Origin of the sequence: Petralouisia muris (assembly GCF_004793545.1) — a bacterium.
GTDB classification, from domain to species: Bacteria; Bacillota; Clostridia; order Lachnospirales; family Lachnospiraceae; genus Petralouisia; species Petralouisia muris.
The window spans coordinates 37,066-52,245 of record NZ_SRYA01000027.1; the positions used below are offsets into that span (position 1 = coordinate 37,066).

At 45.0% G+C, this 15,180-nt stretch carries 20 protein-coding genes; 1 reads left to right on the forward strand and 19 read right to left on the reverse strand.

Going from position 1 to position 15,180, the window contains the following annotated elements:
• The first annotated feature begins 19 nt into the window (after positions 1 to 19).
• Positions 20 to 142, forward strand: coding sequence for a hypothetical protein (locus E5329_RS30720; protein WP_275443280.1), 123 nt, complete (start codon positions 20 to 22; stop codon positions 140 to 142).
• A 78-nt stretch (positions 143 to 220) separates the two neighbouring features.
• Here the strand turns inward: E5329_RS30720 and E5329_RS14170 are convergent, their stop codons facing one another.
• The 19 genes from E5329_RS14170 to E5329_RS14260 all read right to left on the reverse strand — a co-directional run bounded on the left by E5329_RS14170 (position 221) and on the right by E5329_RS14260 (position 15,137).
• Positions 221 to 628, reverse strand: a complete 408-nt coding sequence (locus tag E5329_RS14170) for a F0F1 ATP synthase subunit epsilon (RefSeq protein WP_135990169.1) — start codon at positions 626 to 628, stop codon at positions 221 to 223.
• An 11-nt stretch (positions 629 to 639) separates the two neighbouring features.
• Positions 640 to 2,031, reverse strand: a complete 1,392-nt coding sequence (gene atpD, locus E5329_RS14175; RefSeq protein WP_135990170.1) for a F0F1 ATP synthase subunit beta — start codon at positions 2,029 to 2,031, stop codon at positions 640 to 642.
• 164 nt (positions 2,032 to 2,195) lie between these two features.
• The gene (atpG, locus tag E5329_RS14180; protein WP_135990171.1) at positions 2,196 to 3,053 is read right to left on the reverse strand and encodes an ATP synthase F1 subunit gamma; all 858 of its coding nucleotides are present in this window, start codon (positions 3,051 to 3,053) and stop codon (positions 2,196 to 2,198) included.
• Positions 3,054 to 3,071: 18 nt separating this feature from the next.
• Positions 3,072 to 4,577, reverse strand: coding sequence for a F0F1 ATP synthase subunit alpha (gene atpA, locus E5329_RS14185; protein ID WP_135990172.1), 1,506 nt, complete (start codon positions 4,575 to 4,577; stop codon positions 3,072 to 3,074).
• On the reverse strand, positions 4,574 to 5,140 hold the full coding sequence (gene atpH / locus E5329_RS14190) for an ATP synthase F1 subunit delta (RefSeq protein ID WP_135990173.1): 567 nt from the start codon (positions 5,138 to 5,140) through the stop codon (positions 4,574 to 4,576). The genes atpA and atpH overlap by 4 nt, the downstream gene beginning before the upstream one ends.
• A complete protein-coding gene (gene atpF / locus E5329_RS14195) occupies positions 5,128 to 5,643 on the reverse strand; it encodes a F0F1 ATP synthase subunit B (protein ID WP_135990174.1) in 516 nt (171 codons plus the stop codon). The genes atpH and atpF overlap by 13 nt, the downstream gene beginning before the upstream one ends.
• Before the next feature lie 105 nt (positions 5,644 to 5,748).
• The gene (atpE, locus tag E5329_RS14200) at positions 5,749 to 6,006 is read right to left on the reverse strand and encodes an ATP synthase F0 subunit C (protein ID WP_016213229.1); all 258 of its coding nucleotides are present in this window, start codon (positions 6,004 to 6,006) and stop codon (positions 5,749 to 5,751) included.
• Positions 6,007 to 6,107: 101 nt separating this feature from the next.
• Positions 6,108 to 6,863: a F0F1 ATP synthase subunit A gene (atpB, locus tag E5329_RS14205; protein WP_135990175.1), complete on the reverse strand. Its 756-nt coding sequence runs from the start codon at positions 6,861 to 6,863 to the stop codon at positions 6,108 to 6,110.
• A gap of 41 nt (positions 6,864 to 6,904) precedes the next feature.
• Positions 6,905 to 7,318: a hypothetical protein gene (locus E5329_RS14210; RefSeq protein WP_135990176.1), complete on the reverse strand. Its 414-nt coding sequence runs from the start codon at positions 7,316 to 7,318 to the stop codon at positions 6,905 to 6,907.
• On the reverse strand, positions 7,302 to 7,646 hold the full coding sequence (locus E5329_RS31745; RefSeq protein ID WP_135990177.1) for an AtpZ/AtpI family protein: 345 nt from the start codon (positions 7,644 to 7,646) through the stop codon (positions 7,302 to 7,304). Before E5329_RS31745 ends, E5329_RS14210 begins: the two co-directional genes overlap by 17 nt.
• Positions 7,647 to 7,869: 223 nt before the next feature.
• Positions 7,870 to 8,355: a deoxycytidylate deaminase gene (locus E5329_RS14220; RefSeq protein ID WP_135990178.1), complete on the reverse strand. Its 486-nt coding sequence runs from the start codon at positions 8,353 to 8,355 to the stop codon at positions 7,870 to 7,872.
• Positions 8,356 to 8,448: 93 nt separating this feature from the next.
• Positions 8,449 to 9,078, reverse strand: coding sequence for a uracil phosphoribosyltransferase (upp, locus tag E5329_RS14225; RefSeq protein ID WP_135990179.1), 630 nt, complete (start codon positions 9,076 to 9,078; stop codon positions 8,449 to 8,451).
• Between the two features lie 5 nt (positions 9,079 to 9,083).
• Positions 9,084 to 9,548, reverse strand: a complete 465-nt coding sequence (locus E5329_RS14230; protein ID WP_135990180.1) for an arsenate reductase/protein-tyrosine-phosphatase family protein — start codon at positions 9,546 to 9,548, stop codon at positions 9,084 to 9,086.
• A 17-nt stretch (positions 9,549 to 9,565) separates the two neighbouring features.
• Complete coding sequence (locus E5329_RS14235) at positions 9,566 to 10,627, reverse strand: L-threonylcarbamoyladenylate synthase (RefSeq protein ID WP_135990200.1); 1,062 nt, start codon at positions 10,625 to 10,627, stop codon at positions 9,566 to 9,568.
• Between the two features lie 237 nt (positions 10,628 to 10,864).
• Complete coding sequence (locus E5329_RS14240) at positions 10,865 to 11,092, reverse strand: hypothetical protein (RefSeq protein WP_135990181.1); 228 nt, start codon at positions 11,090 to 11,092, stop codon at positions 10,865 to 10,867.
• Complete coding sequence (locus E5329_RS14245) at positions 11,082 to 11,930, reverse strand: N-acetylmuramoyl-L-alanine amidase (protein WP_135990182.1); 849 nt, start codon at positions 11,928 to 11,930, stop codon at positions 11,082 to 11,084. The genes E5329_RS14240 and E5329_RS14245 overlap by 11 nt, the downstream gene beginning before the upstream one ends.
• A gap of 83 nt (positions 11,931 to 12,013) precedes the next feature.
• Positions 12,014 to 13,120 carry a hypothetical protein gene (locus tag E5329_RS14250; protein ID WP_135990183.1) on the reverse strand — a complete coding sequence of 369 codons (1,107 nt, stop codon included), beginning with the start codon at positions 13,118 to 13,120 and terminating at the stop codon, positions 12,014 to 12,016.
• Between the two features lie 139 nt (positions 13,121 to 13,259).
• The gene (locus tag E5329_RS14255) at positions 13,260 to 14,018 is read right to left on the reverse strand and encodes a M56 family metallopeptidase (RefSeq protein ID WP_135990184.1); all 759 of its coding nucleotides are present in this window, start codon (positions 14,016 to 14,018) and stop codon (positions 13,260 to 13,262) included.
• A 204-nt stretch (positions 14,019 to 14,222) separates the two neighbouring features.
• Entirely contained in the window at positions 14,223 to 15,137 is a 915-nt protein-coding gene (locus E5329_RS14260; protein WP_135990185.1) for a hypothetical protein, read from the reverse strand.
• Positions 15,138 to 15,180 lie beyond the last annotated feature (43 nt).

A 15,180-nucleotide genomic window follows, 5' to 3' on the forward strand; every position in this document is an offset into this window, starting at 1 on the left:
TGTTTTCCTGCCGATAAAAATGCTGGATGAATGCCACAACAGCGAGGAGTACCGCCAGTTATCAGAAAGTGTCAGGGAATACTGCAATGTGATGCATAAATTGATTATGGATGTGGAGCTTCCTCATGGGATGAAATTATAGGGGCAGCATTGCAAATTATCTCAAAAAAGCACTGCAAATACCAGATGCTCCATCTGATATCTGCAATGCTTCATTTATCTACTGTCTCACATCAAGCCGCACCAAGGCCTTCTTCAATGCAATCTCTGCACGTGCCACGTCAATCTCTGCTCTGTGGCTGCGCAGCCGCTCTTCTGCACGGGCTTTGGCCGCCTGAGCACGGTTCACATCAATCTCATCCGGCCATTCCGCAATCTCCGCAAGAAACGTTACCTTTTCTCCCAGAATCTGCACAAATCCTGCATGAACTGCCGCATGCTTCTTTCCACCAGACTCTGTAACGGTTACAATTCCGGGAGCCAGTACGGTAGTCAGAGGGATATGATGCTTGTAGACGCCCATCTCTCCATCAACAGATGTAAATTCCACCATGGAGGCTTCCCCTTTATAAAACACACGATCCGGCGTGATAATTTCCAATTGAAAGTTCTTATTTTCCTCTGCCATGTGCTCACCCCCTACTTCATGCGGGCGCGAACTTCATCAATCGATCCGGCATTCAGGAAATAACTTTCCGGAACATCATCATGCTTGCCTTCCAGGATTTCTTTAAAGCCTCTCAGGGTCTCTGCGATGGGTACATATTTTCCATCCACCCCGGTAAACTGGGTTGCCACAAAGAATGGCTGAGACAAAAATCTCTGTACCTTTCTTGCACGGTTTACCACCAGCTTATCATCCTCAGACAATTCATCCATACCAAGAATAGCGATAATATCCTGCAGTTCTTTGTACTTCTGAAGAATCTCCTGCACACCCCGGGCCACTTCAAAGTGCTCTTCTCCTACCACACGGGGATCCAGAATACGGGAAGTGGAATCCAACGGGTCTACCGCTGGATAAATACCTAACTCTGCAATAGAACGGGACAAAGTTGTGGTAGCATCCAGATGGGCAAATGTAGTTGCCGGAGCCGGGTCAGTTAAGTCGTCCGCCGGAACATACACAGCCTGTACGGATGTGATGGAGCCGTTCTTTGTAGAAGTAATACGCTCCTGCAAAGCGCCCATTTCTGTCTGCAGCGTAGGCTGATAACCTACGGCGGAGGGCATACGTCCCAACAGCGCAGATACCTCAGAACCTGCCTGAGTGAAACGGAAAATGTTGTCGATAAACAACAGTACATCCTTTCCGCCCTTGTCACGGAAATACTCTGCCATGGTAAGCCCTGTCAGTCCCACACGCATACGCGCCCCGGGAGGCTCATTCATCTGTCCGAACACCATACAGGTTTTATCAATAACTCCTGATTCTTTCATTTCATAGTAAAGGTCATTTCCTTCACGGGTACGTTCCCCTACACCGGTAAATACGGAATATCCGTCATGCTCTGTGGCAATGTTATGGATTAATTCCTGAATCAACACGGTTTTTCCTACTCCGGCGCCGCCGAACAGACCGATTTTACCACCCTTCTGATAAGGGCAGAGCAGGTCAACGACTTTGATACCGGTCTCCAACATTTCCGTAGAGGTTGCCTGTTCCTCAAAGGTTGGAGCTTTTCTGTGAATCGGCATGTATTCTACATTTTGGGGAGGATCGATTTCATCAATGGGATCTCCTAATACATTGAACATACGTCCCAATGTCTGCTCTCCCACCGGAACGGTGATGGATGCACCGGTTGCTTCGGCGTCCATCCCCCGGACCAATCCGTCCGTAGAACCCATGGCAATACACCTTACCGTATCATCACCCAGATGCTGGGAAACCTCCACAACCAGACGTTTTCCGCCTTCCAGCGAAATGTTGATTGCTTCATTGATTTCCGGCAGACTGCCTTCGGAAAACTTAATATCCAAAACAGCGCCAATAATCTGAGTGATTTTACCTATATTCTTATCTGCCATAATTTCACTCCTTAAATTGTTAATCACTGACTGAAGTTCAGTCTGACGCTCTGTCAGGCTGTCTTCAAATCATCTATCCTGGTTTCTTCTTTCAGGCTGCTGCAAACAGCAAGGTATAAAACCTATGAAAGAATAACCTCATCTCGTAGAAATGTGAGACATTTCTATGAGATGGCTTCGGCGCCGGCAATAATTTCTGTCAGCTCCTGTGTAATTGAGCCCTGACGCGCTCTGTTATATTTCAGTGTCAAATCACTAATCATTTCCTCTGCATTGCTGGTTGCGGAATCCATAGCCTGCATTCTGGCTCCGTTTTCACTGGCAACCGCTTCCACCAGCGCACCGTAGAACAGGCTTGTCATATATTTCGGAATAATCAGATCCAGCGCCTCTTCCTCATTGGGTTCATAATTCATCAGCACATTGCTGTCCGTCTCTTTCAGCTCCGCTTCATCAAATTCTATAGGAAGCAGCTTCATCAAGGTAGGCTCATGGCTTACTGTATTCTTAAAATGAGTGTAAGCAAGATAGATTTCTCCGATTTCCCCTTTGGTAAACGCCTCTAATACTTCCTTACAGATCAAATCAGCATCCCCATATGTGGGAGCTTCGATGACATCCGAATAATCTGCTGTAACCTCATACCCTTTTCTTTCCAGGGATTCTCGCGCCTTACGGCCGATAATATAAATCCGGGCTTCTTCCTTTGTAATTCCGCTGTCTGTGACAAGCTTCACAATGTTGGAATTGTACCCACCGGCAAGTCCCCGATTAGAAGCAATAGTTATAACTGCTTTTTTGGGAGAACTTCCAGCTTGTAAATAAGGATGATTCATGTTCCCGGAACGGGCCAGCATTGAGGTTACCGTCTGATACATATAGTTAAAGTATGGATTGGACTGCTCCGCACGGCTTTTGGCCTTTTGCAGTTTAACGGTGGAAACCAGCTTCATGGCTTTTGTGATTTGCTGCGTACTTTGTATGCTGCCTTTTCTTCTTTTGATGTCCCTCATGGACGCCATAAACATTCACCACCCGTCTTACTTAAATTGCGCTTTGCATTCCTCAATTGCCTTCACAAGCTTGCTCTCAGTTTCTTCTTTAATTTCCTTATCCTTGCGGATTGCCTCGGGAATCTCAGGATATTTGGTATCTACAAATTCAAACAGCTCTCCTTCAAAACGAAGGATATCCTCTACCGGAACGTCCAGAAGATATTTCTTGGTCGCTGCATAGATAATCATAACCTGATATTCTACCGGCATCGGCTTATACTGAGGCTGCTTTAGCATTTCACGGATTCTTTCTCCCTGCGCCAGCTTCTCTGTGGTATCTGCATCCAGCTCAGATCCGAACTGCGCAAAGGCTGCCAGCTCACGGAACTGCGCCAGCTCCACACGAATGGGCGCTGCAATCTTCTTCATTGCCTTAATCTGTGCAGAACCGCCTACCCGGGATACGGACAGTCCGGCATTGATTGCCGGACGGAAACCTGCATTAAACATCTCTGTTTCCAGATAAATCTGACCGTCTGTAATAGAGATTACATTGGTAGGAATATACGCAGAAACGTCTCCCGCCTGGGTCTCTATAATCGGCAAAGCCGTTAAGGAACCGCCGCCTAATTTCTCAGATAATCTTGCTGCACGTTCCAGAAGTCTGGAATGAAGGTAAAATACGTCGCCGGGATAAGCCTCACGTCCTGGAGGACGGCGCAGAAGCAGGGAAAGGGTGCGGTATGCGGTTGCATGCTTACTTAAATCATCATAAACAACCAATACATCCTCTCCATTTTCCATCCACTCTTCTCCAATGGCACATCCGGCATAAGGCGCAATATACTGCAGCGGTGCAAGCTCGCTGGCAGTAGAAGCTACTACTGTGGTGTAATCCATAGCGCCAAACTCTTCAAATGTCTTTACAATAGTTGCAACGGTAGAAGCCTTCTGGCCGATGGCAACGTAAATACATTTCACGCCCTGTCCCTTCTGATTAATAATGGTATCCACCGCAATTGCTGTTTTACCGGTCTGACGGTCTCCGATAATCAACTCACGCTGCCCTCTTCCGATTGGCACCATAGAGTCAATTGCCTTAATACCAGTCTGTAACGGCGTATCTACAGATTTTCTTGAGATAACGCCGGACGCAACTCTTTCAATCTGTCTGAACTTTGTTGTTTCAATTGGTCCCTTGCCGTCAATGGGCTGTCCCAGCGCATTGACCACGCGTCCGGTCATGGCGTCGCCAACCGGAACCTCAACCACTCTTCCCGTAGTCTTAACGGTATCCCCTTCATTGATATTTTTCTGGTCGCCTAATAATACGGCTCCAACATTATCTTCTTCCAGGTTCAACACCATTCCATAGACTTCTCCGGGAAATTCCAATAATTCGCCCTGCATGGCGTTTTCAAGACCGTGAATACGGGCAATGCCGTCTGCCACCTGAATAACTGTACCCACATCCGATACTTCAAGCTGCGCCGCATACCGTTTCACCTGCTCTTTTATAACTGAACTAATTTCCTCCGGTTTTAAATTCATGGAGCGCATTCACCTACTTTCAACTGTATTTTTGATAATTCCCTGGTAAGGCTCTGCAATTTGTTCTTCACACTGCTGTCAACCACCCTGTCTCCAATCCGAATTACCATGCCGCCGATTAAACTTTCATCCACATCATAATGCATCTCAAATTCTACATATCTGGTGGTTTCCTGCAACTTATGCTTTATCTGCTCTTTCTGACTGTCTGTAAGCGGCATCGGCGCAGTCACATAAGCAGTGCCAATATTTTTATATTCCTTTACCTGGTCAATGAAATATGTGAATACAGATTCCATTTCACCATAGTGACCCTTAGAAACAAGCATACGCATAATCCCCGTAATTTCATCACGGACCCTGCTTTTAAAAATCTGTTCCAGAATCTCTATTTTTTCTTCTTTTACGATTTTCGGGTGATTCATCAGTTTGGAAAGCTCGTTGTCTTTTTGAAGAATCTGCTGTATGCTTCTTGCTTCTTCCAACATTTCATCCACCTGACCAGATTCCACAGCAAGCTCAAACAGTGCATCCCCATAAGTTTTGGATACTAGCTTTGCCATGTACTTTCACCTATTTCCTTCAATGTTTCCTCCACCAGCGCATCCTGAATGGATGTATCAATGGAGGCTGTCACTACCTTGCCTGCCATCATTGATGCTATGGCGATCATTTCCTGCTTAGCCTCATCCATAATACGTTTCTTCTCCAACAATGCTTCTTCGTTGGCGCGTTTAATGATGCGGACAGCTTCTTCCTTCGCCTCATCTACAATCCTGCTTTCATTTTTCAGGGCTTTCTGGCGGGCCTCACTTAAGATTTCCTCAGCTTCTTTCTCGATTCCTTTGATTTTCGCATCATACTCTGCTTTGACAGCAGCAGCTTCTTCCCTGTCTTTTCTGGCAGTATCAATATCATTCTTAATCCGTTCCTGCCTGTCCTTTAACATCTTCTTTGCCGGATTAAACAGCAGATAAGACATCAGTGTGAACAGAAACAAAATGGCAAGAATCGAAAGAACCGTATCATGCAAGAGCTGCGGATTTAAGCCAAATAACTGTTCCAAGGCCTGTCCTCCTTTCATTTAATTTGTGCTGCTTTTGCACATAGAGGTATGCCCGAAGGGCGCTTCCTCTGATTTGTGCATCATTTTGCACATAAAGGGATACCCTTATTTTAATGGCTGCACAAACATCAGAAGGATTGCTACCAGCAAACCATACAGACCCGTTGTCTCTGCTACTGCCTGGCCTAAAAGCATCGTAGAAGTAATGTCTGATTTTGCTCCCGGATTTCTTCCTACTGCGGATGCAGCATGTCCTGCTGCGATACCCTGTCCAATACCAGGTCCGATACCTGCGATAACCGCAAGACCTGCGCCGATTGCTGAACAAGCTCTGATTAATTCTGCTCCTGTAATGTTATCCATAAAATTTTTCCTCCTTGAGTTTTCTTTCTTACATAAATATAACTCTTAATTTTTATTGACCGGAATAACTCCGGATGTTACCTGATATTACACTGTCATCTCTATTCTTCCTCTCCAATTGCATTGCTGATGTATGTCATAGTCAGCATACAGAACACATAGGTCTGGATACATCCTGAGAACACATCAAAATATGCATGCAGTGCGCCAGGCCAGAAGTAGGCGACTTTTGACAATAAGGCATAAATCAATGCCATAATAATGGTTCCTGACAATACGTTTGCAAACAAACGCAGAGACAATGAAATCGGAACAGCGATCTCACTGATCAGGTTGATGGGGAACCAAATGGGCAGCCATGGCGGAAGCGGGGAACACATATCGGTCCATATCTCTTTGGGCGACTGGTATTTAAACTGATTAAAATGAATCAGAATAAAACTCAGCAACGCCAGCGGAAATGTCACGCCGTAATCGGCTGTGGGCGGCCTTAATCCAAACAGGCCGGAAAGATTGGATATCAAAATAAATATAAATATCGTACCCACGTAATTTACAAACCTGCTGCCGCTCTTCCCCATAACGCCCCGGACCATACCATCCAATTTCTCCACAATCAGCTCCACCACATTCTGAAATCCCCCCGGAACCTCTGACGCATGTTTCATGGCACGATTGGCTGCAACAGAAAATCCAATCAGTATCGCCATAACAATCAGAAGACTTACATGGGTTGTAGTAATCCAGAATGTATGCCCAAACAGCTCGTAAGAAAACAATCCGTGCACCATAATATCTATATCTGCACCGGAAGACAGTAAAATTGAGCTCTGCACTCTCTCACCTCCTTCAATCATTTTTTAACAATTTACAATATTTTCTAACTCTATCACCTCTTTTAATCTTTCCCATGAAGACACTTTTTTTGTATAGCTGCTAAAAATTTATGTGTCAGGGGCTGTAAATAGGCAGAAACTTTCAAACCCATTACGCCCGCAAACATAACAATTACATTGCCCAGCTTAAAGTACCCTACAATCCCAAATGCCAATACAACTGCCAGATACCGCAAGGCTGCATACAGGGAAGCCCTTCTGGAAGACCTGCCCTCTGCCATCTCTTCTACTGTATCAAAAATAACAATTGCCATATTTACCGCCATTCCCATTGCCAGAAAAACGCCGGCCCAAAGACCTATGGAATATTGCTCCTTGTCACTCACAAACCAAATGCCGATTACCTGTAACATCACTCCGTACAGCACAATCCCTGCCAGCAATTCCGGAAGAGCCTGATTAATTCTTCTTAACATGAACCGTATCCTTTTCCCTGTCCCATTGATGCAGCCCGGACATATCAGAATGCCGGGAAGAGATTTTATCATGACTATTCTGCTTTCCAGACACAGAAGCATGCCTGGAAGGCGTCTCATCAGAATAAATCTTCTTTGCCATAATGAAAATATTGCGGAACCCCGCCAGCGCTCCCATGGCAAACAGGGGAATTGTAATCCAGTTTATCTCAAATTTCTTTCCGAGATAAACGCCTGCCATCACGCATAAAAAAATAGGCACCAGCATGTTAATTCCAAACTGCGTAATTAAAGCCAAAGAACGATATACGCTTCTTTTGTATCTCACACGGCACCTCCACATCATATAATAATTTCCACCACATGAAATTATTATATCTATTTTCTGCCCAAATGTCTATTCCTTTCTTTTATTTTTCGTAATTTTAAAATTAAGATAGAAAAAAACAGAGAAATCCCAAGCACTGAATGGTATTTAGGATTTCTCTGCCTGACACAATTTTCTTTGTTGTACATTTTTGCAGAAAGTCTGTGAATTTTCCCCGCCCAAATTATAGTACCAACTTTACTTCCCGCTCCGTATGGGTATACTGATAATACCGCACCCCTGCCGCATCCAGCATCCGTTTAGAAGCAATGACAGAAGGGGTATCCTTATATTTGTCACTGTCATACACCACCGTTTGAATGCCCGACTGGATAATCGCCTTCGCACATTCATTGCAGGGGAACAGGGATACATACAGCTTCGCCCCTTCCAGGCTGCCGCCCCTGTAATTCAAAATTGCATTCAATTCACTGTGAGTTGTATACAAATACTTATTGTCCAAAGGCTCCCCTTCCCGGTTCCAGGGGAATTCATCATCCGAACATCCTATGGGAAATCCATTGTAGCCCATAGACAAAATCTTATTATCCGGGCTGACAATGCAGGCTCCAACCTGTGTTCCTGGATCTTTGGAGCGCATGGCAGATAACATTGCAACTCCCATAAAATATTCATCCCAGGTAAGATAATCCTGTCTTTTACCGCTCAATTTTATCTCTCTCCTTTTTACTGGAAATTCTGTTTCATCTTGACTGATTTATCTTGTGTGCAGCATTTGGTTCCGCACATAAATTTCATCTGCTTATTTGGTACCGAAAATCCGATCCCCGGCGTCTCCAAGGCCCGGCACAATATACCCATGATCATTGAGTTTTTCATCCAGGGCGCCAATATAAATATCCACATCCGGATGGGCCGCTTTCATGGCTTCCAACCCTTCCGGAGCAGCAATAATGCAGAGGAAGTGTATATTTCTCACGCCTTTATCCTTCAGCATCTGAATGGCTGCCACAGCAGAACCGCCTGTGGCAAGCATTGGATCTACTACAAACACCTCCCGCTCGGAACAGTCCTCCGGAAGCTTACAGTAATATTCCACTGGTTCTAATGTCTTTGGGTCCCGGTACAATCCAATATGCCCCACCTTTGCCGCAGGAATCATTGCCAGCATTCCGTCCACCATCCCAAGGCCGGCCCGCAGGATCGGAACCACCGCCAGCTTCTTCCCTTTTAATCCTTTTACCGTAGTGGCGCAGATAGGCGTCTCGATCTCAATATCCTCCAATTCCAGATTCCTTGTGGCCTCATAGCACATCAGCATAGCGATTTCTCCCACCATTTCCCGAAAATCTCTGGAACCTGTATCGCTTTTCCGTATCCATCCAATTTTGTGCTGAATCAAGGGATGCTCCATAATCATTACTTTTGCCATTTACCTCACTCATTCCTTCCTTCGTTTATCAGATTTACCAATTTTTTAATGGTCTTATTTAATGTCTCATAGCAGAGACCGTAAGACTGAAGGCTTCCGCCGTAGGGATTTAAAATCTCCAGCTCATCTCCAGTTAAATCCGTCAGCACCTCCACATCTGCTTCCAGGCTATCCTGATATTCCTCCAGAATCTTCTGTTTCTGGGCAGTCTCCATAGCAATGATCAGGTGCTCTGACTGCAAATCTTCTGCTGTAAGCTGTTTTGACATCTGATTTTCTGCATTAATTCCATTGCTGATTAACACAGCCTCTGTTTTCTGATTCAGCGGCTCCGGAAAAAGCACCACAAGCCCCCTGCTCTCTATTTCCACCGGGTATTTAATGATATATTCCTTCATGATAGCTTCTGCCATAGGTGCACGTGCCGTTCCGCTGTCACATACAAAAATAATTTTTCTGTATCTTTTCATATCCGTCACCTTCCTGTTTACACTTCTATCATCTGATGCCCCGCTGCTTTCAGCATACGGTTTTTAATTGCCTGTCCGATTCCTGATTCAGAAAAACTCTCTGAATATATGATTTCCACATCCAGCTGATCAAATTCCCTCAAAATACCATACAAATGCCGGGCGATAGACGCCGCATCCTTCCTGGTGCCGATGCTTTTCACCGTTCCGTACTGGTATCCGTCTTTCGTCTCTTCTGTTCCGATAACGCCCACAGATTTGCCCTCTTTGGCAGCTTTTTCTGCCAGCTCATTGATTTTTTCCTGTACCTTTTCCTTAGAACCCGCCACCAGAATCAAGTCTGCCTTTGGCGCATAATGCCGGTACTTCATCCCCGGCGCCTTCGGAGGGGCCTCTGGGTTCTCTGCAGCAAGGCCAGGGTCCATTCTGACTTCCCCGATTACCTCCTGTATCATCTTTGCCGTGATACAGCCTGGCCTTAAAATCATGGGAATCTCTTCTGAGAAATCCACAATGGTAGATTCAATGCCAATTCCTACAGGGCCGCCGTCCAGAATCATGGGAATCTTTCCCTTCATATCCTCCGCCACATGTTCCGCCCGGGTAGGGCTCGGCTTTCCTGAGGCGTTTGCGCTGGGAGCGGCTACATATCCGCCGCCGGATCGGATCAGAAGCAGGGCTGCCGGATGGTTCGGCATACGCACTGCCACCGTCTGAAGCCCTCCTGTGGTTTCCAGAGGAACTATGCCGCTTTTCTCAAAAATCATGGTCAAAGGCCCGGGCCAGAATTTTTCTGCCAGCTTCCTTGCTTGTTCAGGCACTTTTCTCACTATCTTTTCCAAATCTTCCATATTAGAAATATGTATAATCAGAGGATTGTCCGAAGGACGGCCCTTGGCCTCGTAAATCCTTCCAGACGCCAGAGGATTCAGGGCGTCGGCCCCCAATCCATACACCGTCTCTGTGGGAAATGCCACCAGGCCGCCCTGCCTTATGATCTGCCCTGCCGCATGAATCTTTTCCCTGATTGCTTCTTTGCCTTGTCTGTCATCTGTAATGCTTACAATTGCTGTTTCCATGGTATTTACCTGCTTTTTATTTCCTATTGGCAACGTCCAGCTCTTTTCCATCGCTGTCCTGCTTTTCATTCCGTTTCCTGCTGCCGGGCGTTTCTCTCTGTTCCAGTTTGGGCCCGCCGCTCTTGCTCTCTACAGCTTATTATCCCATAATCATGCAATCTTCGCAACCACTAGATATAGGATCTCTGCTGTATCCTGTAATTTCGATTCCTGGAAAGCCATGGCGCCTGTCTTAACTCAGGAAACAGTAAGCCGTGTGCCAGTTTTTGCATCCTTGGATCTTCCGGCTGATAATCCTGCCTCTGCCGTCTCCACATAAGTCATATGAATGCTTTCTAAAGAATAGGAATGGCCGTTTCCGCCGATGGATTCCCTTATGCAAAGAATAGAATAAAACAAGAGCCGGAAATCCTGAAAACAGATTTCCGGCTCTGTATGATACGCAAGAGCATGCTTATTTGCCAAATGAATTGTCTTCATCCTGCTGCTGTTCTGATGATTCCTCTTCCGTTTCGTCCTGCTGCTGACTGGCCCCACTGGAATTGTCTTCATCCTGCTGCTGTTCTGACGATTCCGTCCTTGTTTCGTCCTGCTGCTCTGCAGTTCCTGCCGCATCAGCGCCCCGGCCCAGATATTCCAGAATCCCCGCCTTCACTGCTTCCGCCACCTTCTGCTGATATTCTTCTGTGGCCAGAAGCGCCGCCTCCTGGGAATTGCTCAAAAACCCACATTCCACGATAACCGTAGGGCTGGGAGTCTTTTTTAGCAGAAAATAGCTTTCATTTGCTTTCGCCTGACGGTGATTCTCGGGATCTAACTGTTCAACCATGGCTTTTTGCAGCGTCTCCGCCAGCTTCTTCCCTTCCTGGGACTGGCCGTAATAGAATACCTGCGCCCCTTTTACTGATTCCTCCGGATAGCTGTTCTGATGGATACTCACGGTAAATACCGGCTTGGCTTCTGTTATTATTTCACAGCGTTTGCGCATGTCTTCCACCTTCTTGTTATTGGACGACTGCTGGTATAGCCCGCCTTCATCGGTTCTCGTCATAACGATTTTAATTCCTTCTTTTTCCAGCAATTTCTGAAGCTTCCTGGCAATTTTCAAGTTGATGTCTTTTTCTTTTTCCTTGTTGACGCCGATTTTGCCGGGATCATCGCCTCCGTGACCGGCGTCCACAACAATACAGATTTCCCCTTTCTGCGCCCTCATATTTTCTACCATATGGGCCCCTTCCCTTGCAAAGAAGTAAGCGCCCACCAACAGCACTACCGCCATTATCACTTCAATTCTTTTTTTCATCCACTGCTCCCGGTTTATCTTCCTTGTTACTATTTATGATAATCCCGAGAAAAGTATTCTTACAACATTTTTCTTCCTCTGATTCAAGGATTGGCGTCTACTGTATCCGTTGAATCTGAACGTGTCATTATGTTTTCTGAAAGTTCAGAAGGCTCATAGCTTACCGCATCTTTTTCTTCATCTGACAGTCCCTCATACCACTCCAGCCACTCCAGTGTTTCCAATGACAATGTGTTTCTTTTCATTTCTCTCCCCTCTACGATAGGATGCCAATCTCCTTTCGCTTCTTCTGTGGTTGCTATTTCACTTTTATTTCCCGCATCATCCACAAGACGGATAGAAAATGTGTCTCCCACATTAATAGACGTAATATTCGGCAAGTCATCCACATGGAAGCCAAGATTCATTCCATCCAATGTACCCATGTATTTCCATTTTCCTATTTTCTTCTTGCTGTTTTGTCTTACATAGACATCGCAGCCTATTTCCCCTTCCACATCAATCCAACTGTAGTCATTATCAAACGGAAAGGATACCTTTGGTTTCTTGGGAGGAGTGACATCTTTTACCTCTTTTATCACATAGGCGCTTCTATCCGTTTTGTTTGCGGTATAAAATGTAAGTTTCGTTTCTGCTTTCTGTTTTATAATGGGACATTTCTGGTATCCGCTTTTTCGATACTTGACCTTTTTTAATATTTTCGCACCATTCTGGATATAGAGTGTGTCTCCCTTTTTGGCATACACTTTTACTGAAGTAGATTTATCCGTAATGTTTCCGGCAACAATAGGCTTTTTCAGCGAAGCGCTGACCGCCTTTTTAGAAATCATGCCATCATCCTTCACAGTTTTTACAATGGCAGGACCCACAACTCCATCTTTTGTAGTCAGGGTAAATTTCAACTTTACATGGGCTTTTTGCAACGGCAGCCTGACCGTCTTCTTCCCTTCGCACTTATATGTTTTCTGAAAAATAGTTTCTGCATCGCTCGTTATTTTTAATGTGGTATTGTCATAAACATATACCCGCACCTTATCCGTTTGGGTAGTAACCTTACCAAAAACAATGGGTTCAAGCGCTGCCCCTTCAGGCATTTCCCATTTGGCGTACACATCCTTTGGATATGCTGCTGTTCCGATGAAAACAGCCGCCAAAATAAAAGCCACTAAATATTGTTTGATTTTTTTCATATTAACCTCCAAATTCTCTTTCTTGTTTTTTATACCCGTGAGCGAAATGATTTGCCAACAAGTTTTCACTATTTTCGCCATTTGGGAGCTTCTATTCTATAGAATCGTAAAAAATAGAATAAGGTTACAAAAATTAAACTTATTTTTTTAAGGACAAATAGGAATCTGTTTCATCCTCAAAGATTCTCACTAGATTTCCTATGACTGCATATGGTTCCTGCGCCTGCACCCCGGCAGGAACAAAAAAATCGCTCTGTCTTTCTTCCGCATATCCATCTTCCCTCTGCACCACTATCGTATTATAGCGTTCATCTTCCTCCTGCACCGCCACCGTATCGTAACCTTTATCTTCTCCTTGTACCGCTGCCGTATCAAAGCTTTCATCTTCTGCCAGAACTCCTCTGGGAGAAATCATAAATACCGCCGCCGTTCCAACTACAATTACAGCGGCAGCGGCGCATGACGTTAATCCAATTGTCTTTCTCTTCATAATCAACACAATCCTTTCTTCCAGTGGATTTTTACTAAAATTACTAAAGCTTGCCGAACCCATATCATTTTGATTTTCTGCAAAATGCACCAGCTCATGTTCCAGCACAAAATCCAAATATCGTCCGTTATGGTAATCCATATGTTTCGGAAGGATAATTTTGGGCTTCCACAGCCCTGCGGCCACTGGCGCCCGAATCCTGTCGCTTTGCATCACTGTTACTTTCCGAAACATTGTGACGCCATCCAGCCAGTGGTCAATATGGCTGTTCCCACGGATTGGAACGGCATACCTCAGCCTGTTTTGCGTCCTAAGATATTGAACGCCAAAGTAAAGGAGCAGGAAGCCGCATCCCAACAGCCGCACCGCCTGCATTATTCGAAAATAAAATGCATCCATTAAATCCATTGTCAAAAACCATTTAAAAATGCTTAACTATCAATATATTTTTGATAATTAAGCATTTTTCATAAATTTTATATAAATGTAGTTATTCTGATTCCGCCTATATTACATGCCGCACTATGTAATTTTTTAGTTGAATAATTAAGCCACATCTGCAATTTCATGCCTATAAATTGCAGTTTGAGAAAGCATTATCCAGAGCATCGTCTACCGTCTCTTAGTCCGGAACATGCAGAGCACTGTCAAAACATAGCCTACCAGCAGTGTTCTGTAATACTGCCAGCTTCCCGAAAAAGCCAAAAAATCATCCAGCTCCACAAAGATATCCATAAATCCGAACCCGTTCTCATGCATCAGATCATAAATCTCCCAGGACCAGGCAATACGGTTTGCCAGATAAATTATAAAAGCCGTTATAAGCAAAGTGATAACCATTCCTTTCCGGTCCATGCATCTCCCCAGCTTCTTATAGCCCCAGGCTGCACAGATTGCCGCCACCGCTCCTGCAAGCCCGGCAATAATCCCAAGCCGGAAAAACAGCACCCAAAGGGCTCCGCCCACCAGAGAACCAAAAAGCGCCCCAAAAAATCCCGGCACTGCATTGCTCTTTTCCTGAGATATTTCTGTGAAAAATGCATTTTGCCCATTTCCCTGAAAATCCGGTTCCGGCACTCTTGCACTAGCACACTCACTGCATAAAAAACAATAACCATCCGAAACCTTATGCCGATTTGCCAGAGAAACTGTTTTTCCGCAATTCCGGCATCCTGATATGTAATGATTCACTGACAGGTATGTAACCAGCGGTTCTACTGCACTGTTTACCACTGCCGCAATATCTTTTTCTTTTTTCTCAATCTGAACGGAAAATTTTACCATATATTTCTCTGTCTGGTATCCGCTAATCTGCTCCTTTTCCCTCTGCAGATCCCGCAGAAAATCTTTTACGCTGTCATTATTGTCCGCTTCCGGCAGGTGGGCGGCCACCGTTATAATATACTGGCCGTTTCCTGGTTCTATCATAATATAAAAACCTTTGTACTCACCTGCCATGTGATCTCCGTACAGCTGCAGATTCCCTGCAAGAATCTTGCTGCATAACTCCTGCTGCAACATCTTCATAACTCTCATCTCTCCTTTTTTAAACTTGATTTGCACACTTATG